Origin of the sequence: Pseudomonas arsenicoxydans, from assembly GCF_006438915.1 — a bacterium.
Classification (GTDB): Bacteria; Pseudomonadota; Gammaproteobacteria; order Pseudomonadales; family Pseudomonadaceae; genus Aquipseudomonas; species Aquipseudomonas arsenicoxydans_A.
Genome location: NZ_RCZE01000008.1, coordinates 113,998 through 138,765 on the forward strand (window position 1 = coordinate 113,998; position 24,768 = coordinate 138,765).

Genomic DNA, 24,768 nt, shown 5'->3' on the forward strand with positions numbered 1-24,768 from the left:
ATCAGGCTCCCATTACCAGAATCAGCGCCGCGCACACGCAGGCATACAACGCGCCCTCGAATAAAGCTTCATGCCAGACGAAACGCAGTACGCCGAGGCGGCGCAAACCCCAGTCCAGCGCCAGAAAAATCGGCAGCGCCAATAACAGCGCCTGAGCAATTGGCGGTAGATACACGCCACCCAGTTCAAAATCAATGGGCAAGGACCGGCACTCCTACTGCGTCTACGGGTTGAAAGTACTCGCGATATCGTTGCACGAACGACTCCACGATCAGCAGCGCCACGCGCATTCGGAACACTGACCAAAGGTGCTCGTGAACCACCAGATGCAGATCGTCCAGTTCGTCGCCCAGAACGCGCAAATCCCCCAGCAACCGGTCGAAGTCTGTCCCGGGGCGCCCGGCCACCCATCTTCCACATTCGCGGACCGCGGCTGACAACCGTTGCTGTTGCTCCGAACTCAACAAGGTGTTGCCCTGCCCCTGTTGCCGGAGCTGGTTCAACGCAACACCCAGGGCCATGCACCCGAGGCTGACCTGAAATAACTCGCCAGACTGCTTATCGCTGGTCGCCGGCAATAATCCCAGCATCATGGTCAGCCGATCGACCATGCGGCTTTCAAAAGCAAATTGCTGTTCATCGGTGGCCGGCGTCTTCATCAAGGCGTAGACCTGCTCAGCATTTTCCTTGAATAGCCGGCGAATCCGCAGAGCGGGCCGGAACGGGAAGATCAAAGCGAAGACGCTCAATGCCAGGACCGTTGCGCTGATATAGGCACCGGCAAACTCAAACCACTGAATCGCAGTGTTCTGGCCGATCCCCACGTTTTGTGGACCCAGCAACAGAAAGGTCGACAGACCAAGGCCGATGCCTGTCCCGGTGGTCGCCGGCGTAGCGAGCCCTACCGCGACCGCATACAGCAACGGCGCCAACAGCAAGGCCATCAGCTCGAAATCGCTGATCATGGGCACCAGCATGAATTGATAAAGCGCTGACACAATCAATGCCAGGAATAACCCCCTTGCATAGCTTTGCGCCGCCAGTAGCGGTCTGGGGAACGTGGCCATTAGCGAACACAGAATCCCGACCAGAACCATCCCGCCCCGCGCGCCATCCCAACCCGTCTCGATCCAGATCAATCCGGCCACCAACAACGCAGTGAAGGCCCGAATGGCGTTCATCCCCGCCAGGGTGAAATCCAGATGCAGCGGATTTTTCTGGCCCCGGAAGACGCAACTGGCCTGGCGTTCTTCCTGTATGGCGTCGCTCAATTCCAGAATCTGCTCCAGTTGCTGTAGCAACCGCGCCTGCTCCCAGCGCAACGCCCACGCCAGCGAGCGCAGCGTGGCCGGCATCGTCTCGGTCAGCTGTTCAGCCTTGTACGCCTGATCATCGAATCGCTGCTGCAACGCCGAAAAATGATGGCGAGCATCGGCCGACAGCGAACGCCCCTTTTGCGCCAGTTCATCGAGAAACGCCAGTTCTTCGGCGCGCAAATGCTGGATTTCCAAGGGCAAATCACCCTTCCAGCGTGCGGCCAGCAGCTCACGCTGGTGGCGCAGCGCCGTCAGCCGCGATGTCAGCAATACCAATTGGTTTGCGAGCAGCTGCACCAGGCTATCGGCGCTGCGTAGTCGTGGAGCATCGTAATAAAGATGTCGGCGCAACCCTTCAAGAACGCTGATTTCGCCTAGCAGCTGCATCTGCCGGCGATGGAAATCGGCTTCGCTTTCTTCGGTTCGGATGACCGCAGCGGCGTGAGTCGCCAGTAACTTGATCACCTGATCAATCTTGGCGAAGTAGCTGCGGGCAACGGTCTCGGGGCGCGCGGTCAGAAGGCTGACAACGCAGACGCACGCCACCGCCAACAGCGTCTCGGTCAAGCGCGTGACGGCCAGCAGGAAGGTGCCGTCCTGGTCAGGCACGGACAACAGCGCCACCACCACGGCCGTGTAACCGCTGAGAACAAAGGCCTGAGAGCTGGTGTAGCGCAACAGCGTGCCGCCGGCGGTGCACAACGCCAGCCACAGCGCCAAAGTGATAATGAAAGGCAGCGGCGCCTGGGGAAAGATAGCCATGATCACGACCGCCGCGACAGCGCCCAGTGTGGTACCGATGACCTGGCCGAGACTGCGGGCCAGTGCCATGCCGCCCAATGGCTGGCTGACGATGACCACCGCCATGATCGACCACTTGGGTTGATCGAGGTCGAACAGGAATGCCAGGTACAGGGTCAGCAGCCCAGCCACAATGGTTCTCAAGGCAAACAACAGCACGCCGGGCCCAGGGTTGAGGATTGCCTTGAAGTATTGAAGCAGCGGTTGCATGGGAGCACTCTTCGATTCACCTTCAGCAAGCGTAGACACTGCTCAGAGGCCTCGACAGGTTTCGATGTCGACAGAACCTGTAGGCAAAATCCCCGACATTGAGCCACCTCAGAGTTTGACTCACAGCCTTGCCTGACCGAAGCTGACGGCCTTTGCACAAGCTTGCCAGCTCCTGGATTCCTGCATGCCCCAGTCCCGCCGCTACTTGCTCATCAGTCTCTGTGCTGTGTTGGCCATCGTTATTGCCTGGTTATTCCTGCGCAGCACAACGCCTGCGGTGCCCGAGGCGATCAAACGTGGTTACAGCGAAGCGTTGACCCAGGCACGCTCCGGTCAACCGGGGGCTGCACGGGTGCTTTACCAGCAACTGGGCCGCCCTGACCTGTCGCCCAAGCGGCGCGTCTGGCTGCATGCCGAACTCCCCAACTATCCAAGCCCGCAGGCCTTGAAACTTGCTGATGCGGACCTGCAACATCCCAGTGCAGACGTGCGGATCGCCGCGATCAAAAGCATTAGCGGCCTGGTCGCCCCCGGGCAACGTAGCCTGTTAATTGGGCCGTTGCTCGATGACAGCGATGAAAGCGTACGATTTGTCGCCGTCAATGCGCTGTTGGGGTTGTCGCCGGATGACCTGGGGCTGTATTTCGCGCCGCTGGAGCAAGCCATCGACGCGTGGGAGCTGGCGCTGAAAAGTCAGCCGGCGAGTGCGCAAAACCAGTACCAATTGGCGCGCCTGCACTTGCACAACGCCGAATTGAAAGAAGCCCAAGAGGCGCTGGAGCGTACATTGCAGCTGGACCCCGGCAATCTGCCGGCGCTGGTGATGCAGATCGATGTGCTCGACCGGCAGGGGCAAAGCGATGCCGCCCGCCAGTTGTTGGCGGAACAGCTGAAAGCGCAACCCGACTCGGCCTACCTGCAACATGCCCTGGGGCTGTGGTTGCTGCACCACGGGCAAAGCGAGTTTGCCCTGCTCGGCCTTTCGAAAGCCGTGGAGCTGGAGCCCGACAACAAGGAGTATCGCTACGACCTGGCGACCACCCTGCACCTTGAACAGGAGCTGGAAGCCGCACAGAAACAGCTGCAAGAGATCGTCCAGCGCCACCCTTCCGACCGTAAGGCGCGCGTGCTGCTGATCAATTACTGGAAAGAAAGCGGACAGTTGCAGAACGTGCAGATCCTGTTGGCGCAGCTGGAACAGCTCAACCCGGATGACCCCGCGTTGCAGCAAGGGCTTTAATCACCACGAAATTTCGTTGAACCGTCGTCACGGCCAAAGGTCAAGTGAACAGGCAGTCCAAACAGGCACCTCAAGCCTGCTGCCTCGCTTCCCCTGGTCATGAGAGGGTTTTTCTTGTCTACATCAACCGAGCTGTTCAGTGCAAAAGCCGCCACCGGCATCGAAGGTCTGGATGACATCCTGGCCGGAGGCTTGTCCCGTGGACACGTATTTTTGCTGGAGGGCGAACCCGGTACCGGCAAAACCACCGTTGCTTTGCATTTTCTGTTGGCCGGCGCCCGAGCCGGCGAACGCTCGTTGTACATCACCTTGTCAGAAACCGAGCGTGAACTGCGTCAAGGCGCCCTGTCCCACGGCTGGGAGCTGGATGAGAACATCCACATCTTCGAACTGACCCCGCCGGAAAGCCTGCTCAATGCCGATCACCAGCAAAGTCTGCTGTACTCCTCAGACCTTGAACTGGGCGAAGCCACCAAGCAGATTTTCGAAGTGGTTGAACGGGTCAAACCGACGCGCGTAGTGCTCGACAGCCTGTCTGAAATCCGCCTGCTGGCCCAGAGTTCTCTGCGCTATCGCCGGCAGATTCTGGCGATCAAACACTACTTTGTGCGGTACGACGCCACGGTGCTGTTGCTGGATGACCTGACAACCGAATCCCTCGATAAAACCGTACACAGCGTCGCCCACGGCGTGATTCGTCTCGAAGAACTGACGCCCAACTATGGCGCCGAACGCCGACGCATCCGCGTGGTGAAATACCGCGGCCAGAAATACCGCGGCGGCTTTCACGACTTCACCATCATGGGCGACGGTGTGCACGTATTCCCGCGGCTGGTCGCGGCCGAACACCGCGGCGGGTATGTTCGCCGCCAGTTGACCAGCGGTATCAAGGAAATGGACGCCCTGCTCGGGGGCGGTATCGAGACGGGGTCTAGCACGTTGATTCTGGGGCCGGCCGGTACCGGTAAATCGCTGATCTCGATGATCTTCGCCGCTGCCGCCGTGGCCCGTGGCGAAAAAGCCGCGTTGTTCATCTTCGATGAAGAGCTGGGACTGCTGTTCGAGCGCATGAAAAACATGGGCATCGACCTGCAGGCCCTGCAAGACACCGGCAACCTGCTGATCGAGCAAGTCGATGCCGCCGAACTGTCCCCCGGCGAGTTCTCCCACCGGGTGCGCCGGTGTGTCGATGAGCGTGAAATCAAAACCGTGGTGATCGACAGCATCAACGGCTATCAAGCCGCAATGCCCGAGGAAAACGCACTGGTGCTGCACATGCACGAGTTGCTGCTGTACCTCAATCGCCGAGGCGCCGCGACGTTCATGACGGTCGCCCAGCATGGACTGGTCGGTGACATGCAAGCGCCGGTCGACATTACGTACCTGGCTGACACGGTGATTCTGTTGCGCTACTTCGAAGCCCTGGGCAAGGTCCGTCGCGCGATCTCGATCATCAAGAAACGCACCGGCAGCCACGAATCGACCATTCGCGAATACCGCATCGGTAGCCGGGGCATGACGATTGGTGAACCTCTGGACGCATTCCAGGGCGTATTGCGTGGCGTACCGACCTATCTGGGCGCCAGCCAGCCGCTACTCCAGGACGATGCCCGGTGAGTATTGTCGAGGCGATGTCCGAGCGCGCGATCATTCTCGCGCCACTGGGACGCGACAGCCAGATTGCGCTGATGATGCTCAAGGAGGCTGGATTCGAGGGCGTTGTCACTCGTGACCTGGTGGCGCTGTGCAGTGAGCTGCTGGAAGGTGCCGGCCTGCTGGTGATTTCTTCGGAGGCGCTATTGGGGTGCGATCTTGATCCACTACTGGGACTGATCCATCAACAACCCGCCTGGTCCGACCTGCCGATTGTCTTGCTGACCCACCACGGTGGCCCGGAGCAGAACCCTGCTTCGCGCCTTGGCCCTCAATTAGGCAACGTGACCTTCCTTGAGCGCCCTTTTCACCCGGTGACCTTGATCAGCCTCGTCACCACCGCATTGCGCGGGCGGCGACGACAGTACGAAGCCCGGGACCGATTGATCGATCTGAGCCAAAGTGAACTGCGCCTGAAAAACACCCTGGAAACCCTCGAACAACAGGTCGAGGAACGCACTGCGCAATTGCGTCATAACGAAGAAGCCCTCCGACAATCGCAGAAAATGGAAGCGGTCGGCCAACTCACCGGCGGAATCGCCCACGACTTCAATAACATGCTGACCGGCATCATCGGCAGCCTTGAGTTGCTGCGCCGGCGCCTCGCGAGAGGACGCACCGAGGACCTCGACGGGTTGATCGACCTTGGCGTGACTTCAGCCAACCGTGCTGCCGGGTTGACTCATCGCCTGTTGGCGTTCTCACGCCGTCAGTCGCTGGATTCCAAGCCGGTTGAAATGAACACGCTTGTGGTGTCCATGGGCGAACTGCTGCAACGCAGCATCAATGAAAGCATTGATCTGGACATGCAGTTGAGCGATGACCTGTGGGTGGCCGAAGCCGATCCCAATCAACTCGAAAGCGCCCTGCTCAATCTTGTGCTGAACGCCCGCGATGCCATGCCCGAAGGCGGCACGCTGGTCGTCAACACGTCCAATCAAAAGCTCGATTCGGCTTTCGTGGCGGCCCACGGCAATCTCCTGCCCGGTGATTACGTGGTGCTGCGGGTGACCGACACCGGTTGTGGCATGCCCGAAAGCACGATCAACCGCGCCTTTGACCCGTTCTTTACGACCAAGCCGATTGGTCAGGGCACCGGGTTGGGGTTGTCGATGATTTACGGGTTCAGCAAACAGTCCCACGGCCACGTCACGATCAACAGCGAAGTCGGTATTGGCACATCAGTCAGTGTGTATTTGCCTCGTTACAGCGGCGGGGATCTGGCCGAAGAAAACCTGATCGACATCCAGCAGGCGCCATACGCTCAAGATGGCGAAACCGTGCTTATCGTCGAAGACGACCCGGCGGTTCGCGTGCTGGTCTGCGCCGTGCTGAGTGAGTTGGGTTACGCCTTCGTGGAGGCGGGTGACGCCGACAGTGCAGTGCCGATTCTCGATTCTGCACAAAGGATTGATCTGCTGATAAGCGATGTCGGCTTGCCGGGAATGAATGGCCGGCAACTGGCGGAAATCGGTCGGCAGTATCGGCCTGACCTGAAGGTTTTGTTCATCACCGGCTATGCCGAACACGCGGCCGTGCGCGGAGGGTTCCTGGACCCGGGCATGCAGATGATCACCAAACCCTTCACCTTTGACCTGCTGACCGCCAAGGTGCGGGAGATGATCAGTATCTGATGTGCGCCGATAACCTTGGCAACGAGCTCAGGACAGCATTTGCTGCATGAGCTCTTGCAGTTCATTCAGGTCGAATGGTTTGTCCAGGATCGGCGCTTTTTTGGTGATGGGGCTGTCCGTCTCGCGGACTTCCTGCGCATAGCCGCTGATAAAAATCACTTTGAGTTCTGGTCGCAGTTTCACTGCAGGCTCGGCGATCTGCACGCCGGAAATCCCGCCGGGCAGGCGAAAGTCGGTAATCATCATGTCCAGGTGCGGCTTGCTCGCCAGAATTTCAAAGGCCTGCTCGCCGTTTTCGGCTTGCAGCACCCGATAACCTTCACCCGACAAGTAAGCGGACAACACCATCAGAATCGAGGGGTCATCCTCGACAATGAGTACTACATCTTGCGCATCTTCACTCATGGGAAGCCTTTGTCCGGTCAATAGCTGCTGATACGACCGTGGGGCCGCTCAGAGGTTGCGTTTATCTGGCTCATTTCCTAAAGCGGCAGACAAACGCGAAATAGAGCGCCTTCGTTGATTTTGCTCTCGACGGCGATGGAACCGCCATGGGCGGCGACGATTTGCTCGGAAATAAACAGTCCAAGACCCAGCCCCGCGACTACGGTCTTGGCGGAAACACGCTCGAACTGTTGAAAAATACGCCTCTGGTTTTCTTCACTGATGCCGATCCCTTGATCCTGCACCTCAACCCGCGCCTGACCGTCCTGTACGTAAACCCGCACATCAATCCGGCTTTTGCCACCATAGCGCAAGGCGTTGGTGAGCAGATTTGAAATCACTTGCTCGATGCGAAATTCATCCCAGTTGCCGACCACTGGCTGCTCGGCAGTAAAGCAGGTGGAACACTCGGCCGCTTCGACTTGCGGTTTGAAGTTATTCAGCAGATTGCCGACCAATTGCACCAAGTCAAACTTCGTTGGCCGGATCGACAGCTTGCCGGTGCGAATGCGCGACACATCCAGCATGTCTTCGATCAGGCGGATCAGGCTTTTGATCTGCCGCTCGTCGCGGTCGACCATGGCGTGCATCTTGTCCAGGGTGAACGCCGAGGCGTTATCCCGGGCCAGGTGCATCTTGCGCAGCTGGGTCTCAAGGATCAGGCCATTGAGCGGTGTGCGCACTTCGTGGGCGACGATCGACATGAAGTCATCACGCATACGCACCGCTTGCTCCAGCTCCAGCTGAGTGCTCTGTAGTTGTTTGAGCAATGCTTCCTGCTCGCGACGACTCTGCTCCAGCGCTTCAACCTGCTGCTTCATCGCTTTGCTCTGGCGATAAAGATCCACGAACACGTTGACCTTGCTCTTGACCGCGTGGATATCCAGCGGCTTGTGCAGGAAGTCGACGGCGCCGCTTTCATAACCTTTGAACGCGTAGTTCAACTCGCGGCCGGCAGCGCTGACGAACACAATCGGAATGTTTTTGGTTTTTTCCGTGCCGCGCATCAATTCGGCCAACTCGAAGCCGTTCATGCCGGGCATCTGTACATCGAGAATCGCAATGGCAAATTCGTGCTGCAACAGCAGCGACAAGGCTTCATCCGCGGACAAGGCTTTGTAGACCATGCGGTCTTCTCGCTTGATCAGCGCTTCGAGCGCCAGCAGGTTCTCCGGCAGATCGTCGACGATCAGCAGTTTGGCTTGGATGTTACTTAGCATGCTATTCGTTCCAGCTCGACAAGCAGACGGCCGATGCCGCAGATAGGGAGAATATGGTCTGGCTCATGAATATCCAGCGCTGCCTGAGGCATGGTCGCTACCTGCGCCTCATTCGGGTCTTGCACGATGGTCAGGCCACCGCGCCGTTTAACGTGGGACAGGCCATGGGCTCCATCTCGATTGGCCCCGGTCAGCAATACGGCGGCCAAGGCTGAACCGTAAGTATCGGCGGCGGACTCGAACAGGTAATCGATGGCGGGACGCGAGTGGTGGACGCGATCTTCCAGGCTCAACGAAAAGCTGCGGTCCTGCTCCACCGACAAGTGATATCCGGGCGTGGCGAAATACAATGTTCCGGCTTCGACCAGGATCTTATCGGTCGCTTCGCGCACCGGCATCAACACCCGGCGGGCAAACACTTCGGCCAGCAAGCTGCGGCGCTCGTCGGGCAGGTGCAGCACGACGATAATCGGCAGTGTGAAGCCTTCCCGCAGCGGGCTCAGAAGAGCAAGCAGCGCCTCCACTCCGCCGGCCGAAGCGCCAATCACGATAGCTTCAATTGAAGGAAACTGTGCAGCGTCGTTCATGATTTGCGGTAGATCCGTTCTTGTTTGACCAGTGGCTCGAACTGGCTGCCGAAAGCCGAAAAATCAGGGGTTTCCTTACTGCCCAACACCAGGAACCCGCGATGACACAGGGACTCATGAAACAGTCCGAACGCACGATCCTGAAGCTTTTTATTGAAATAAATCAATACATTGCGACAGGAAACTAATTGAGTCTCTGAAAACACGCTGTCGGTTGCCAGGCTGTGATCGGCGAAAGTCACGTTCTCACACAGGCTCTTGTCAAAAATGGCGTAGCCATAGGCCGCCGTGTAGTAGTCGGCGAATGAACACTGGCCACCTGCCTGCTGGTAATTCGCAGTGTAGGCCCGGACATTTTCCATTGAGAAAATCCCTTGCTTGGCCTTGTCCAGCGAGCGCGGGTTGATGTCGGTGGCATAAATGATGGTGCGGTCCAGCAGGCCTTCTTCGCGCAGCAGAATCGCCATCGAGTAGACCTCTTCACCGGTGCTACAGCCAGCAATCCAGATCTTGATCGAGGGATAGGTCTTGAGCAGCGGCACCACTTCCTTGCGGATCGCGAGGAAGTGCGAAGGGTCGCGAAACATCTCGCTGACCGGAATCGTCAGCAATTGCAGCAACTGCATGAACGCTGTCGGATCATGCAGCACCTTTTCTTGCAGGGCCGAGATCGTGCTGCATTCGAATTGAACCAGCGCATGATTCACCCGGCGCTTGATCGAAGCGCCGGAGTAGTCTCGAAAGTCATAGCTGTATTTGAGGTAAATCGCCTCGATCAACAAGCGCAATTCGATTTCGCTATTTCGGTCCACTGGATACTGGCGCTCCACTAAATGCGTTCCATCTTCGGTAACCAAACGCGAATCAGCGAGAACAGGCGATCCAGGTCGATGGGCTTGGCCAGGTAATCGTTGGAGCCGGCCTGCAAGCAGCGCTCCTGATCGTCCTTCATGGCCTTGGCCGTCACCGCAATGATCGGCAGCTTGCGCCAGCGCGGGTCTTTGCGAATCTCGATAGTGGCTTCGAAGCCATCCATCTCCGGCATCATCACGTCCATCAACACCAGATCGATGTCCTCGACTTCATTCAACCTTTCAATCGCTTCACGACCGTTTCGGCCAATGACCACGACTGCGCCCTTTTGCTCCAGTGCACTGGTGAGGGCAAAGATGTTGCGTACATCGTCGTCCACCAGCAACACCTTGCGACCCTCAAAGACCTTATCGCGGCTTCGCGCGGTCTTGAGCATCCTCTGTCGTTCATGGGACAACTTCGATTCGACTTTGTGCAGAAAGAGTGTGACCTCATCCAGCAAACGCTCAGGCGAGCGCGCACCCTTGATGATGATCGAGCGCGAATACTTGCGCAGTTCGGCCTCTTCATCGCGGGTCAGGTTACGGCCGGTGTAGACAATCACCGGCGGGAACGAGCAGATGTCTTCCGTAGACATGCGCTTGAGCAAGTCGTTGCCGAGCATGTCCGGCAATTTCAGGTCGATAATCATGCAGTCGAAAATCGTCGTGCGCAGCAGGTCCAGCGCGTCCTGCGCCAGGCCAACAGCGGTAATCTCGATGTCTTCGTCGCCGATCAGCCGGGCAATGCTGTCGCGCTGCAGATCGTCGTCTTCCACCAGCAGCACGCGCTTGACCTTCTGGGTCAGCTTGGCTTCGAGGCGGGCGAACACATCCTTGAGTTCTTCGCGAGTCGTCGGCTTGACCGCGTAACCGATGGCGCCCATGTGCATGGCAGCCTCGACCCGGTCTTCAACGGAAATCACGTGAACCGGGATGTGCCGGGTTTCAGCGTGTTCCTTCAGGCGCTGCAACACGGTCAGCCCGGAATGATCCGGCAGGCGCATGTCCAGCAAAATGGCGTCGGGAATGAACTCCTTGGCCAAGTCATACCCTTCGTCGGCCCCGTGGGCGACCAGGCACTGATAGCCCAGTTCGTGCGCGAGGTCGAAAAGGATGTTCGCAAAATTCGGCTCATCCTCCACGATCAGAATGCACCGCGTCTTGAACGGCGCCTGGGTGCGGTCGTCGTTGAAACGAGGAATATCAACCGGGGCAACCAGTGGGACCAGCGCTGCCGGTGCCGCACGGGGGGTGATAGCTACGGGTGAAGCCTGCATCGGCTCGACAGGCTCGTCGCCCGGTTCGACGTATTGCTGAGGCAACACCAGCGTGAACACACTGCCCTGCCCCGGCTCACTGGTCACGCTGATCGAACCACCGAGCAACGCGGCCAGGTCCCGGGAAATCGACAAGCCCAGACCGGTGCCGCCGTAGCGGCGATTGGTGGTGCCATCGGCCTGGCGGAACGCCTCGAAAATGCTTTCCTGCTGGTCTTCGGCGATACCGATGCCCGAGTCGCGAATGACAAAGGCCACGCCATTATTCGGTTGCGATGCCACAGTGAAGCTGACCGAGCCCTTCTCGGTGAATTTCACCGCGTTCGACAGCAGGTTCTTGATCACCTGCTCCAGACGCTGGCGGTCGGTGAAGAGCATCTTCGGCGCACCGGGTTGCAGTTCGACGTGAAACGCGAGGTGCTTGTCAGCCGCCATGGGCTCGAACATCCCGCGCAAGCCGTCGACCAGACGCTCGACACTGACGTTCTCGGGGCGTATCTCCAGCTTGCCGGCCTCGACCTTGGAAATGTCGAGGATGTCGTTGATCAGGTTGAGCAAGTCATTACCGGCGGAATAAATCGACTCGGCGAATTTCACCTGCTCGGCGGTGAGGTTTTCCTGAGGGTTTTCGGCGAGCAATTTGGCCAGGATCAACGAACTGTTCAGCGGCGTGCGCAGTTCGTGGGACATGTTGGCGAGAAACTCGGACTTGTACTTGCTGGAACGCTGCAGCTCCAGGGCGCGATCCTCGAGCTGCACCTGAACCTGATTCAACTCTGTGTTTTTCTGGTCCATGGCATCGCGTTGATCAGCGAGGATCTGCGCCTGCTCGGCGAGCTGCTCGTTGGTCTGCTCGAGTTCCACCTGCTGGGTTTCCAGATGCGCTTGGGATTCCTTGAGAATACGCGACTGTTCTTCCAATTCTTCGTTGGCAGTCTTGAGCTCTTCTTGCTGTACCTGCAGTTCTTCGTTGAGCTGTTGGGTTTCGCCCAGCACTTCCTGCAAACGTTGACGATAGCGCGCCGCTTCGATGGAGGTGCCGATGTTGCCGGCAATCAACTCCAGCAATTCGATGTCTCGATCATTCAAGGGGCGCAGGAAGCCCAGTTCGATCACACCGTTGACCCGGTCATCGTCGCTGGTCGGCACCACGAGCACGCTGTGCGGCAAGCCTTCGCCGAGGCCGGAACTGACCTTGAAGTAATCGCTTGGAACGTCATCCAGACGAATCAGGCGGGCCTGGTTCGCGACCTGGCCGACAATCCCTTCATCGCTGTAGATGTGCTGATCGCGCTCTTCCTGCTCGCGGGAGAAACCGTAAGATGCAATGCGCTTGAGGCCTCCGTGTTCTTCGCGAACATAAATGGCGGCGACGACGGTGCCCAGGTACTGCGCGCAAAACTGCAAAATGTTGCGGCCCAACAGATTGAGGCTCAATTGCCCCAATACTTGTTCGGCCAGCTCGGTCTGGCCGTTGCGCAGCCAGGCCTGTTGTTCAAGACGCCGGGCGCTGGCTTGCTGCGCAGCCAGGTTGGCACTGTAATTCTGCGAGAGGTTGAGCAGGTCGCGACGGCCAATGTAGGCCAGCAAGGCACTGATAACGGCGATGAACACCAGGTACAGGCCGATACTCCAGATCGTGGTACGGCGCACGTCGTCGTTACGCGTGGCGCGCAACTGCTGCTCCATGTCGATCACTTCTTCGAACTGCTTGCGAATTTCATCCGTCAGCCGCTTGCCACGGCCGGCCTTGACTGCGCCGCGGTAATCCCCGCTGGCGCGCTGCAAATCGATCATCGACTGCGCATAAGTCGCCCACTCGGTCTGCAACGCTTGCAGGCGCCGCAAACGATCAGTCTGTGAAGGGTTGTCGGCGGTGAGTTCGAGCAAGGTGTTGAGCGCGACCGCTATTCTCGGTTTGGCCGTCTCGTACGGTTCAAGAAAGTGATCGTCACCCGTCAGCAGGTAACCGCGCATGCCGGTTTCCAGATCGACGGTGAGCTTGACTGCTTCATTGGTGTTATTGATCACCCGGTCGGTGTGTTCGACCCACTGGATCACCGACAGCAGATAGGTAATCAGCGAGACAAAAAACACCGCGCTGATGACACCAACCCCCAACGGCAGACTGACGTTGCGGCTCAGGAGTTTGCGGAATCGTTGTTCATCAACCGAAGACGCAGTGGTCATGTGGAGGCCTTGTCGAACTGTTCAAAATGATGGAGTTTGCCCCAAACAGGGCGTGTTGATCCAATTTTCTGCCGCGTTTCAGGGTAAATCCCAGCATTTAGCTGCGCGTGCGCTAGGGGAGCGGTTATCCTTGCCATATTGACCGCTATTCTTTTTTGCACAGCGTTGGGAACTTGTCGGGATCCGCCACTTACTCATGCAAGAGCCCGGCGACTTTCTCGACCGGCACCCTGAATTCAATCTTTGAGAGCCCCACTATGTCCGCCAACGCATCCATCATATTAGTAGTCGAAGACGATGCCATTGTGCGCATGCTGATCGTTGACGTGCTGGAGGAGCTGGAGTTCAAAGTTCTTGAAGCGGATGGCAGCGAACAGGCGCTGGAATTTCTCAACGACGAAGACCAGTACATCGATTTGATGATGACCGATGTCGGTCTGCCCGTGATGGACGGTCGTGAGCTAGCCACCCAGGCACGGATGCTTCGCCCTGAGTTACCTATTCTGTTCGCCAGCGGTTATGCCGAAAGCATTGATGTGCCTGCCGGCATGCAGGTGATCGGCAAACCATTCTCGATTGATCAGCTGCGGGACAAGGTCAAGTCCATGCTCGGCAGCCAGGCCTGAGTTCTTCGTATTACCCTCCACCACTTACCCGCACCAAGGAATACCCGTTAATGAGTCAGCCCCGCGCAACCAAAGTTCTGGTTATTGGTTACGTCTGGCCCGAGCCCCGCTCTTCAGCGGCCAGCGGGCATGTCATGCAAATACTCGATACGTTCTTGCAGCAAGGCTGGGACATCACCTTCAGCAGCCCCGCCGGCACCGGCGAACACCGGGCGGACCTGACAGCGCTGGGTATCCGTGAAGTCGCCATCGAGTTGAACAACAGCAGCTTCGACGCGTTCATCACTGAACTGGCACCGGATATCGTGCTGTTCGATCAGTTCATGATGGAAGAACAGTTCGGCTGGCGCGTTGAAAAACACTGCCCCGACGCGTTGCGTGTACTCGAAACCTCCGACTTGCAAAGCCTACGGCACGCCCGGCATCAACGCCTTAAAGAGCGTTTGAAGGACCGTGACGACGCCAATGATTTCCGCGAGTTGTTTGCGCCGGCATTGCGTGAAGAATTCGAATTGATGGCCGACACCGAGCTGGCTAAACGCGAGATCGCCGCGCTGTATCGGTGCGACTTGAACCTGATGATTTCCGAAGTGGAGATCGAGTTACTGGTCGAACAATTCAAACTGCCGCGCAACCTGCTGCACTGGTGCCCGTTGATGGTTGATCTGCCGAGTGCGCCGCCAACTGCATTTACAGACCGCGCGCACTTTTTGAGTATCGGTAACTTCCGCCATGCGCCTAACTGGGATGCGGTGCTCTGGATGAAAACGACCATCTGGCCGCTGATTCGCGAACAGCTGCCCACGGCGCAGTTACACATCTACGGCGCTTACACACCCCCCAAGGCCACGGCATTGCACAATCCAATGCAGGGTTTTCATGTGATGAACTGGGCTGAGGATGCCTTGCAAGTGATGTCGGCGGCGCGGGTGTGCCTGGCACCGCTGCGGTTCGGTGCGGGTATCAAAGGCAAGATCGTCGATGCAATGCTGTGTGGCACGCCCACAGTCACAACGCCAATCGGAGCTGAAGCGATGCATGGCGAACATCTGTGGCCCGGCGCAGTGACCCAGACAGCTCAGGCGTTTGCCGACAGTGCGGTTCGACTGTACAAGGATGAAGCACTTTGGACGCACGCCCAATCCCTGGGGACGACGTTGTTGGCCGATCGTTATCGACAGTCGGAACATGGTCCGGCACTGATTGAAAAGTTTCTGTATTGCCAACAACACCTGGCACAACTTAGGCGGAACAATTTTACGGGCAGCATGTTGCGACATCACCACCATAAAAGTACGCAATACATGGCCCAGTGGATTGAAGCGAAGAACCGCAGCCCTTCGTAGAATTCCGGACGATAAACATTTTGCATAATCCGACTTGTTGACCCCGCCAGACAGTCTCTCTATAAACACCCAGCCGAACATTAATCTAATTGGTTTATGTTCGGCACGACTCATCCAACCCACTCACTCATGCAAGGATGCATTGAATGGACACTATTGTTCAAAATAGCTACACACTTAATAACTGGATGTCCGCCACGCCGGCGATTGATACATTGTCCCTCAACCAATTAACGTTGCCAGGCACCCATAATGCCGGCAGCGACTGGAAGGCCTCATGGCCACTCATTCCAGGGGCGCACTGGCTGGCCTGTCAACATGAATCTTTTCATGCCCAGTTGAACCACGGCGCTCGAGCGCTCGACATTCGTTTGATGTACGACGCCGATGCTCCTGGGCTTGGTAAATTCCGAATTCATCATAATGGTTACCGCAACGATCGAACCCTGGGGAGCCTTGTCAATAACGTGAGGGAGTTTCTTATACAGAACCCCAACGAGTTCATCATCCTGGACTTTCATGACTTGCAGGGCGACACGTTTGATTTCGTTTACTTCAACAACATGATGGTGCGGTTTATCGGCGAACGCATCATCCCTCCCCAAAACCTGCACATGAGCCTGACCCAACTGAAAAAGCTCAGTCCATTGCAGCGAGTTCTGGTCGCGGCCCCTCGGCACAGAGCACTGGACAGAAACGTATTTGTCGAACAGATAGAGCACAAATGGTCTGGCAGCGGCATGACCGATACTGCAGAACTTGAAAAGCACATTATTGAAGTACTGAAATACCCACCGGGTACCTGGGCACTCTGGTCGCTTTCCGCTACCAGTTACAGCGCTCTCGGCGGCCCGGTGGATATTCACGAAAAACTCGACGCCTGGTTTGACCCTGAGAAGAGCAACTGGGCGCAAAAGTGCAGCATTATCAATGTCGACTTTATTGACGAGTCCCGACTGGTTTCTTATTGCCGAGCGGTCAATCTGACAAAAGCCAGTCAGCGAAACCCTTAGTTTCGGTGCCATTAAATGGCTATTTTTGTGCAGGTGTTTCCGTGACTGGCAATTCTGCCAGTCACTTCTACGCTGGGTCATGAAAGTCTCCCCACGGATGGGGCGAATCAACGACAAGGAAACTGTCATGACCCGCAGCACAACGATCACACTCGACAAACAGAGATGGATGAGCACCGTGCTGGATATTGGACGGTTGAAGCTGACCGATATTGTATGGCCTGGCGTACATAACGCCGGGATGGACAAGAAGGCACCCAACTACGAGGTGGTATTCGGTAACTGGACGACGTGCCAGAACGATTCATTTGCCTGGCAATTGGCCAACGGTGCACGGGCATTCGATATCCGGCTCGGCTATACCGCCGGCCCGCAATTACCGGTCTACTACTTCCATCACAACGGCTATCAGTCCCACCGTATTCTTGATGAACTGATCGACGCGGTGACGACATTCCTCACTCGGAATCCGGATGAGTTCATCGTCCTCGACTTCCATCAGTTGGGAGATGCGGCCAGGCCTTTCGATTACCAACAGCTCAACGATGTGTTGATACGACGACTGGGGGCTCGCCTGATTCGCACCGCCGATTCACTCAGCACCGTCGAACAGCTCAAGCGCAACGGTTCGCAGCGCCGCATCGTCTTGGCGGCGCATGGGAAACCCGGGCTGGACGGTGAGTTTTTCTGGCCGCTGATTCCTCATAAGTGGAACGGCAAGACATTCACCGATGCCAGTGTCCTGAAATCACACATCGAGACCACGCTCACAGAAGCACCTTACGAGACCTTTCTCTGGTCGTTGCCAGCGACTTGCTATTCGCTGCTGGGTGGACCGCAACACATCAAAAGCCAAATCAACGACTGGTTTCACACCACCCGCGATTGGGTGACCCGATGCAGCATCATCAGCACCGATTTCTTTGATGAGGCGGATATTGTCCGCTATTGCTGGAGTGCCACCAGCATGAAGGCGGTTTACGGACATCTGTTGCATGAACCGGCGTAAGCGAAAGTCGTTGGTGGCTGGCATCGCAGGTGCCAAAAGGGGCATGATCCGGTAGCGATAACAAGAAAAGCGCCCTGACATGACCCGAACAACCCGCGTGACAGACCCCTCCTATGAACTGATGGATGACCATAACGGGTTGTCCATTATTTACCGGCAGCACGGGTTCCCCTGCCCGTTGGTGCGCTGGCATTTTCACAAGGAATACGAGCTGCACCTGATCGTTGCCAGCTCAGGCAAGGTGTTCATCGGCGACTACATCGGCAATTTCTATCCAGAGACGCTTTTCCTCACGGGCCCCAACCTGCCGCACAACTGGATCAGCCAGGTCGCGGAAGATGAAGTGGTGCCCAAGCGCGACATGTTGGTCAATTTCACTGACGAGTTGTTCGAAAGCGGCCATCAGGTGTTTGCCGAACTCAAGACCCTTGCACCACTGCTGGAGCGCGCGCAGTACGGCATCGAGTTTCGTTGCAAGCGCACCATCCGCCAGGCCATGACGATGATGCAGCGCATTGCCGACACCAAAGGGGTAACCCGCCTCGGGCATTTTTTTATTTTGCTGGAACTGCTGGCGGCCTCCGACGACTTTCAATTGCTGTCCGGCGCGACGACGCCGCAATTGGCCGATGAGCACAATATCGATCGCACCAACCGCGCCGTGGACTACATTTTTGCCCATTACGCCCGGGAGCTGCCGCTTGAGGAAGTCGCCGGGCATTTGGGCATGAAGCCGACTTACTTCAGCCGGGTGTTCAAGCAGGCTACGGGGCGCTGCTTTATCGAATTCGTCAATCGTCTGCGCATCAGCAAATCGTGTGAGCTGCTGGCCGATGGCGACAAACCGGTCACCGACGTGTGCTTCGAGTCGGGCTTCAACAATATTTCCAATTTCAACCGCCGTTTCCAGCAACTCAAGGGCATGACACCGACGCACTACCGGCGGCTGGTGGTGCAGCGCCTTACTGAGCAGAATCTGAGCTGACTCCCACAGGGGACCTGTCTTGCAGTCGAAAACCTGTACGTATCTGATACCGCTCCCTCGCTGAAAAGCCCTTCCCTGCGTCTACCGCTTTAAAGTCCAGTGCAAAATAGTATCAATTCAAGTGCGATGGATGATTTGTCACGACATCAATTGAAGGCTGTAATCAGTGCACATTCTTCCTGCCTCGGAAGACACAAAAACAATAACTGTCCTTCTGTATCCCTTTGGGTGCAGAAAAGGAGTGCACGATGCAACCTTCTGTAAAAGCTCTGCTTGCCCTCACCTGCATGACCCTCAGCAGCGTCAGCCTCGGCGCTCAAACGCTGACCATCGCCACCGTCAACAATAGCGACATGATCCGTATGCAAAAGCTCTCGAAAACCTTCGAGGCCGAGCACCCGGAGATCAAGCTCAATTGGGTGGTGCTGGAAGAAAACGTACTGCGCCAGCGCCTGACCACCGACATCGCAACCCAGGGCGGACAGTTCGATGTGTTGACCATCGGCATGTACGAAGCTGCACTGTGGGGCGCCAAGGGCTGGCTGGAGCCGATGAAGGATTTGCCGGCGTCTTACGCGCTCGATGACGTCTTCCCGTCGGTGCGTGAAGGCCTCTCGGTAAAAGGCTCGCTGTATGCCCTGCCGTTCTACGCCGAAAGCTCGATCACCTATTACCGCACCGACCTGTTCAAGGAGGCCGGGCTGACCATGCCCGAGCGCCCGACCTGGACCCAGATCGGCGAATTCGCCAGCAAACTCACCAACAAGGACAAAGAACAATACGGTATCTGCCTGCGCGGCAAGGCCGGCTGGGGCGAGAACATGGCGCTCATCACCACCATCGCCAATGCTTATGGCGCGCGCTGGTTTGATGAGAAGTGGCAACCGGAATTCACCGGCCCCGAGTGGAAAAACGCCCTGAACTTCTATGTCGACACCATGAAGCAATCCGGCCCGCCGGGCGCTTCAAGCAACGGTTTCAACGAGAACCTGGCGCTGTTCAACAGCGGCAAGTGCGCAATCTGGGTCGATGCCAGCGTCGCCGGCTCTTTCGTCACCGACAAGACACAAAGCAAAGTGGCCGACCACGTTGGCTTCACCTACGCCCCGCACGAAACCACCGACAAGGGTTCGGCGTGGCTCTATTCCTGGGCGCTGGCGATCCCGACCAGCTCCAAGGCCAAAGACGCCGCCAAAACCTTCAGTGCCTGGGCTACGTCCAAGGAATACGGCGCGCTGGTCGCGGAAAAAGACGGTATCGCCAACGTGCCGCCCGGCACTCGCGCCTCCACCTACAGCGAGGCCTATATGAATGCCGCGCCGTTCGCCAAGGTCACGCTGGAATCGCTGAAAGCGGCGGACCCGAGCAAGCCGACGCTCAAGCCCGTGCCTTACATCGGCATTCAGTTGGTGACCACTCCTGAGTTCCAGGGCATTGGCACCCAGGTGGGCAAGTCGTTCTCGGCGGCGCTGATTGGGCAGACCACGGTCGATCAAGCGCTGATTGCTGCGCAGCAAACGACTGAGCGTGAGATGAAGCGCGCTGGTTATCCCAAGTAACTCTCGCAACCGATCCATAGTGGGCTTTTGTGGCGAGGGAGCTTGCTCCCGCTCGGCTGCGCAGCAGTCGCAAAGCTATTGGGGCCGCTTCGCGACCCAGCGGGAGCAAGCTCCCTCGCCACACAAGCCCGCTCCCACATGTCGATCTTCGTATGTCTGTTACTAATCGGTTTAATGCCATGAATATTTCAACTGCCAAAGCTCACATGGACATTCCCCAACCGGTGCGTAAAAGCCGGTTGGCCAACCCCGGCTGGTTCCTGGTCAGCCCCTCGGTGGCCCTGTTGCTGCTGTGGATGATCGTGCCGCTGGGCATGACCGTCTACTTCTCGACGATTCGCTACAACCTGCTCAACCCCGGCGAAAACGAATTCGTCGGGCTGGAGAACTTCACTTACTTCCTGACGGATTCCGGCTTCCTGCCCGGTGCGACCAACACCCTGTTGCTGGTGGGCAGCGTGCTGCTGATCAGCGTGGTGTTCGGCGTGTTGATCAGTGCACTGCTTGAAGCCAGTGAATTCATGGGGCGCGGCATCGTGCGGGTGATGTTGATCTCGCCGTTCTTCATCATGCCCACCGTCGGTGCGCTGATCTGGAAGAACCTGATTTTCCATCCGGTGTCGGGGATTCTCGCCTACGTCTGGAAACTGTTCGGTGCGCAACCGGTGGACTGGCTGGCGCACTACCCGCTGCTGTCAATCATCATCATTGTGTCCTGGCAATGGCTGCCCTTCGCGATCCTGATCCTGATGACCGCCATGCAGTCCCTCGACCAGGAACAGAAAGAAGCCGCACGCCTCGACGGCGCCGGGCCGGTCGCCATCTTCTGGCACCTGACCTTGCCGCACCTGGCGCGGCCGATTGCGGTGGTGGTGATGATCGAAACCATCTTCCTGCTCTCGGTGTTCGCCGAAATCTTTACCACCACCAACGGCGGCCCCGGCTACGCCTCGACCAACCTCGCGTACCTGATCTACAACCAGGCGCTGGTGCAGTTCGACGTCGGCATGGCATCCGCCGGCGGCTTGATCGCGGTGGTGATTGCCAACATCGCGGCCATCGTGCTGGTGCGCATGATCGGCAAAAACCTGACAGACAAAGCCTGAGGCCTGCGCCATGACCCTTCAACAATCCCGTCGCCTGCAAAGCCTGCTGCTCGGCACGCTGGCCTGGGCCATCGCCATCCTGATTTTCTTCCCGATCTTCTGGATGGTGCTGACCAGTTTCAAAACCGAAATCGACGCCTTCGCCACGCCGCCGCAGTTCATCTTCACGCCAACGCTTGCGAACTACCTGCACATCAACGAACGCAGCGATTACTTCAGCTTCGCCTGGAACTCGGTGGTGATTTCTTTCAGCGCCACGGCGTTGTGCCTGCTGATCGCCGTGCCGGCGGCCTACTCGATGGCGTTCTACGAAACCCAGCGCACCAAGGGCACGTTGCTGTGGATGCTCTCCACCAAGATGCTGCCGCCGGTGGGCGTACTGATGCCGATCTACCTGCTGGCCAAGAGCTTTGGCCTGCTCGACACGCGTATCGCGCTGATCGTGATCTACACGCTGATCAACCTGCCGATTGTAGTCTGGATGATTTACACCTACTTCAAAGACATCCCCAAAGACATCCTCGAAGCCGCGCGCCTCGACGGCGCCACGCTGTGGCAGGAAATGGTCCGGGTGCTGTTGCCGATCGCCAAGGGTGGCCTGGCTTCTACCGTTTTACTGTCGCTGATCCTGTGCTGGAACGAGGCGTTCTGGTCCTTGAACCTGACCTCATCCAAAGCCGCGCCGCTGACCGCGTTGATTGCCTCCTACTCAAGTCCTGAAGGTCTGTTCTGGGCCAAGTTGTCGGCCGTGTCGACGCTGGCCTGCGCACCGATCCTGATCTTCGGCTGGATCAGCCAGAAACAATTGGTCCGCGGCCTGTCGTTCGGCGCCGTGAAGTGAAGATCGCCGACTCAACGCGATCCCCTGTAGGAGTGAGCCTGCTCGCGATGAGGGAGTGTCAGTCAACATCAATATCGAATGACACACCGCTATCGCGAGCAGGCTCACTCCTACAAATAAAGCGCGCCCGGCTCAACTGAATAACAACACGTGGAGGCCCATCATCATGGCCAACCTGAAAATCAAGAATCTGCAAAAAGGCTTCGAAGGCTTTTCCATCATCAAAGGCATCGACCTGGAAGTGAACGACAAGGAATTCGTGGTGTTCGTCGGCCCGTCGGGGTGCGGCAAATCCACCCTGCTGCGCCTGATCGCCGGCCTGGAAGAAGTCAGCGGCGGCACCATTGAACTCGACGGCCGCGACATCACCGAAGTCAGCCCGGCCAAGCGCGACCTGGCGATGGTGTTCCAGACCTACGCCCTGTACCCGCACATGACCGTGAAAAAGAACATGTCGTTCGCCCTCGATCTGGCGGGCGTGCCGAAAGCCGAAGTCGAGAAGAAAGTCGGCGAAGCGGCGCGCATCCTCGAACTGGGGCCGATGCTGGAACGCAAACCGAAACAACTGTCTGGCGGCCAGCGTCAGCGCGTGGCGATCGGGCGAGCGATTGTGCGCAACCCGAAAATCTTTCTGTTTGACGAACCGTTGTCCAACCTCGACGCCGCCCTGCGCGTGCAAATGCGTCTGGAACTGCTGCGACTGCACAAAGAACTGCAAGCGACGATGATCTACGTCACCCACGATCAGGTCGAAGCCATGACCATGGCCGACAAGGTGGTGGTGCTCAACGGCGGTAAAATCGAACAGGTCGGCTCGCCGCTGGACCTGTACCACCAGCCAGCCAACCTGTTTGTCGCGGGATTCCTGGGCACGCCGAAAATGGGCTTCCTCAAGGGCAACGTGACCCGTATTGACAGCCAAAGCTGTGAAGTGCTGCTCGACGCCGGTGCCCGCATTACCCTGCCGTTGACCGGCGCCAACTTGAGCGTTGGTGGCGCCGTGACCTTGGGCATTCGTCCGGAACATCTGGAACTGGCGCAAACCGGCGACTGCACGTTGAAAGTCACCGCCGACGTCAGCGAGCGTTTGGGCAGCGACACCTTCTGCCACGTCGTGACCTCCTCCGGCGAGGCCCTGACCATGCGTGTTCGCGGCGATCTCGCCAGCCGTTACGGCGAGACGCTGAGCCTGCACCTGGACGCGGAACACTGCCATTTATTCGATGCCGACGGCGTGGCGTTGACCCGTCCGTTGCGTGTTGCGGCCTGATATCGAGACTATGTGATGAAACTCAATAAACAGAATCTCCACCACCTCAAGCCTGAGGTGCTCCTGCCCGCCTACGCTCTGAACGATACGCGCCAAGGCATCGCGCACATTGGCGTCGGTGGTTTCCACCGCGCCCATCAGGCGTATTACACCGACGCGCTGATGAACACCGGTGAAGGCCTGGACTGGGCGATTTGCGGGGTCGGCCTGCGCGCCGAAGACCGCCGCGCCCGGGACGATCTCAAGGAGCAGGACTACCTGTTCACCCTGTTCGAGCTCGGCGATACCGATGACACCGAAGTCCGGGTGATCGGCTCGATTCGCGACATGCTGCTGGCTGAGGACGGCGCGGCAGCGTTGATCGACAAACTCGCCAGCCCCGAGATTCGCATCGTCTCGCTAACCATCACCGAGGGCGGTTATTGCATCGATGACAGCAGCGGCGAATTCATGGCGCACCTGCCGCAAATCCAGCATGACCTTGCGCACCCGGATGCGCCGAAAACCGTATTCGGTTTCCTCTGCGCCGCGCTGGCCAAACGGCGCGCTGCCGGCACCCCGGCGTTCACCTTGATGTCCTGCGATAACCTGCCGCACAACGGCGCGGTGACCCGCAAAGCGCTGCTGGCCTTCGCCGCGTTACGCGATGCCGATCTGTGCGACTGGATCGACCGCAACGTCAGCTTCCCCAACGCCATGGTCGACCGCATCACGCCGATGACCAGCACCGAGCATCGTCTGCAACTGGCCGACAAACACGCGGTCGACGATGCCTGGCCGGTGGTCTGCGAGCCGTTTGTGCAATGGGTGCTGGAAGACAAATTCGTCAACGGTCGTCCGGCCTGGGAAAAGGTCGGCGTGCAATTCACTGACGACGTCACGCCTTACGAAGAGATGAAGATCAAACTGCTCAATGGCAGCCATTTGGCGCTGACGTATCTCGGTTTCCTGAAGGGTTACCGCTTCGTTCACGAGACCATGAACGACCCTCTGTTCGTGCGCTACATGCGGGCTTACATGGACCTGGACGTCACGCCACAACTGGCGCCGGTGCCGGGGATTGATCTGACCGACTACAAAGACATGCTTGTTGAACGCTTCTCCAATCAGGCGATTGCCGATCAACTGGAGCGGGTGTGTTCGGACGGTTCGTCGAAGTTTCCCAAGTTCACGATTCCGACGATCAATCGCTTGATTGCCGAGGGTCGCGAGACCCAGCGTGCGGCGCTGGTGGTGGCGGCGTGGGCGCTGTATTTGAAGGGGGTGGATGAGAACGGTGATACCTATTCGATTCCGGACCCTCGGGCGGATTTTTGTCAGGCGTTGGTGGCGGATGATGTGTTGATTACGCAGCGGTTGCTGGCGGTCGAGGAGATCTTTGGCACGGCGATCCCGCATTCGGCCGAGTTTGTGGCGGCGTTTGAGTGGTGCTGTAACAGCTTGCGGGAGGTTGGGGTGACGCGGACGTTGGAGCGGGTATTGGCTTAAGTACTGCGGTGAATGGACTACCGTCTTCGCGAGCAAGCCCGCTCCCACACTAGATTCTCAGTGGATACAGAGTTTGTGTTCGACAACGATCGAATGTGG

20 protein-coding genes are annotated in these 24,768 nt (G+C 57.9%); 13 read left to right on the forward strand and 7 right to left on the reverse strand.

The annotated features are described in order from the left end of the window. Nucleotide 1: 1 nt before the first annotated feature. Both EAH78_RS17915 and EAH78_RS17920 read right to left on the reverse strand, forming a co-directional pair. On the reverse strand, nt 2-202 hold the full coding sequence (locus EAH78_RS17915) for a DUF1656 domain-containing protein (RefSeq protein ID WP_140668682.1): 201 nt from the start codon (nt 200-202) through the stop codon (nt 2-4). After that, nucleotides 192-2,327, reverse strand: a complete 2,136-nt coding sequence (locus EAH78_RS17920) for an FUSC family protein (RefSeq protein ID WP_140668683.1) — start codon at nt 2,325-2,327, stop codon at nt 192-194. The genes EAH78_RS17915 and EAH78_RS17920 overlap by 11 nt, the downstream gene beginning before the upstream one ends. A 184-nt stretch (nt 2,328-2,511) precedes the next feature. On the opposite strand from EAH78_RS17920, the gene EAH78_RS17925 reads away from it, so the two are divergent. The 3 genes from EAH78_RS17925 to EAH78_RS17935 all read left to right on the forward strand — a co-directional run bounded on the left by EAH78_RS17925 (nt 2,512) and on the right by EAH78_RS17935 (nt 6,854). Continuing rightward, nucleotides 2,512-3,567, forward strand: coding sequence for a HEAT repeat domain-containing protein (locus EAH78_RS17925; RefSeq protein WP_140668684.1), 1,056 nt, complete (start codon nt 2,512-2,514; stop codon nt 3,565-3,567). A gap of 114 nt (nt 3,568-3,681) precedes the next feature. Further along, nucleotides 3,682-5,184, forward strand: a complete 1,503-nt coding sequence (locus EAH78_RS17930) for an ATPase domain-containing protein (RefSeq protein WP_140668685.1) — start codon at nt 3,682-3,684, stop codon at nt 5,182-5,184. A gap of 14 nt (nt 5,185-5,198) precedes the next feature. Continuing rightward, nucleotides 5,199-6,854, forward strand: coding sequence for an ATP-binding protein (locus EAH78_RS17935; RefSeq protein WP_430539942.1), 1,656 nt, complete (start codon nt 5,199-5,201; stop codon nt 6,852-6,854). A gap of 27 nt (nt 6,855-6,881) precedes the next feature. On the opposite strand, the gene EAH78_RS17940 is transcribed toward EAH78_RS17935, so the two are convergent. From EAH78_RS17940 to EAH78_RS17960, 5 genes are all read right to left on the reverse strand, one after another. Next, nucleotides 6,882-7,259: a response regulator gene (locus EAH78_RS17940; protein ID WP_140668687.1), complete on the reverse strand. Its 378-nt coding sequence runs from the start codon at nt 7,257-7,259 to the stop codon at nt 6,882-6,884. Between the two features lie 77 nt (nt 7,260-7,336). Beyond that, the gene (locus EAH78_RS17945) at nt 7,337-8,518 is read right to left on the reverse strand and encodes a hybrid sensor histidine kinase/response regulator (RefSeq protein ID WP_140668688.1); all 1,182 of its coding nucleotides are present in this window, start codon (nt 8,516-8,518) and stop codon (nt 7,337-7,339) included. Then, a complete protein-coding gene (locus EAH78_RS17950) occupies nt 8,512-9,105 on the reverse strand; it encodes a chemotaxis protein CheB (protein WP_140668689.1) in 594 nt (197 codons plus the stop codon). The genes EAH78_RS17945 and EAH78_RS17950 overlap by 7 nt, the downstream gene beginning before the upstream one ends. Then, entirely contained in the window at nt 9,102-9,935 is an 834-nt protein-coding gene (locus EAH78_RS17955) for a CheR family methyltransferase (RefSeq protein ID WP_140668690.1), read from the reverse strand. The genes EAH78_RS17950 and EAH78_RS17955 overlap by 4 nt, the downstream gene beginning before the upstream one ends. Beyond that, the gene (locus tag EAH78_RS17960; protein WP_140668691.1) at nt 9,935-13,426 is read right to left on the reverse strand and encodes a response regulator; all 3,492 of its coding nucleotides are present in this window, start codon (nt 13,424-13,426) and stop codon (nt 9,935-9,937) included. The genes EAH78_RS17955 and EAH78_RS17960 overlap by 1 nt, the downstream gene beginning before the upstream one ends. Before the next feature lie 257 nt (nt 13,427-13,683). Between EAH78_RS17960 and EAH78_RS17965 the strand changes: the two genes are divergently transcribed. The 10 genes from EAH78_RS17965 (at nt 13,684) to EAH78_RS18010 (ending at nt 24,669) form a co-directional block, all read left to right on the forward strand. Continuing rightward, nucleotides 13,684-14,052, forward strand: coding sequence for a response regulator (locus EAH78_RS17965; protein ID WP_140668692.1), 369 nt, complete (start codon nt 13,684-13,686; stop codon nt 14,050-14,052). Between the two features lie 50 nt (nt 14,053-14,102). Continuing rightward, a complete protein-coding gene (locus EAH78_RS17970) occupies nt 14,103-15,398 on the forward strand; it encodes a glycosyltransferase (RefSeq protein WP_140668693.1) in 1,296 nt (431 codons plus the stop codon). Between the two features lie 146 nt (nt 15,399-15,544). Further along, nucleotides 15,545-16,411, forward strand: a complete 867-nt coding sequence (locus tag EAH78_RS17975; protein ID WP_140668694.1) for a phospholipase — start codon at nt 15,545-15,547, stop codon at nt 16,409-16,411. A gap of 127 nt (nt 16,412-16,538) precedes the next feature. Further along, nucleotides 16,539-17,420, forward strand: coding sequence for a phospholipase (locus tag EAH78_RS17980; RefSeq protein ID WP_140668695.1), 882 nt, complete (start codon nt 16,539-16,541; stop codon nt 17,418-17,420). A 79-nt stretch (nt 17,421-17,499) separates the two neighbouring features. Then, nucleotides 17,500-18,405 carry an AraC family transcriptional regulator gene (locus EAH78_RS17985; protein ID WP_140668696.1) on the forward strand — a complete coding sequence of 302 codons (906 nt, stop codon included), beginning with the start codon at nt 17,500-17,502 and terminating at the stop codon, nt 18,403-18,405. A gap of 248 nt (nt 18,406-18,653) precedes the next feature. Continuing rightward, nucleotides 18,654-19,964 (forward strand): ABC transporter substrate-binding protein, encoded by a 1,311-nt coding sequence (locus EAH78_RS17990; RefSeq protein WP_140668697.1) that lies wholly within the window; start codon nt 18,654-18,656, stop codon nt 19,962-19,964. Nucleotides 19,965-20,143: 179 nt separating this feature from the next. Continuing rightward, entirely contained in the window at nt 20,144-21,070 is a 927-nt protein-coding gene (locus EAH78_RS17995) for a carbohydrate ABC transporter permease (protein ID WP_140668698.1), read from the forward strand. Nucleotides 21,071-21,080: 10 nt separating this feature from the next. Continuing rightward, entirely contained in the window at nt 21,081-21,911 is an 831-nt protein-coding gene (locus EAH78_RS18000) for a carbohydrate ABC transporter permease (RefSeq protein WP_140668699.1), read from the forward strand. 166 nt (nt 21,912-22,077) lie between these two features. Further along, nucleotides 22,078-23,181 carry an ABC transporter ATP-binding protein gene (locus EAH78_RS18005; RefSeq protein WP_140668700.1) on the forward strand — a complete coding sequence of 368 codons (1,104 nt, stop codon included), beginning with the start codon at nt 22,078-22,080 and terminating at the stop codon, nt 23,179-23,181. Nucleotides 23,182-23,196: 15 nt separating this feature from the next. After that, nucleotides 23,197-24,669: a mannitol dehydrogenase family protein gene (locus EAH78_RS18010; RefSeq protein WP_140668701.1), complete on the forward strand. Its 1,473-nt coding sequence runs from the start codon at nt 23,197-23,199 to the stop codon at nt 24,667-24,669. The last annotated feature ends 99 nt before the right edge of the window (nt 24,670-24,768 follow it).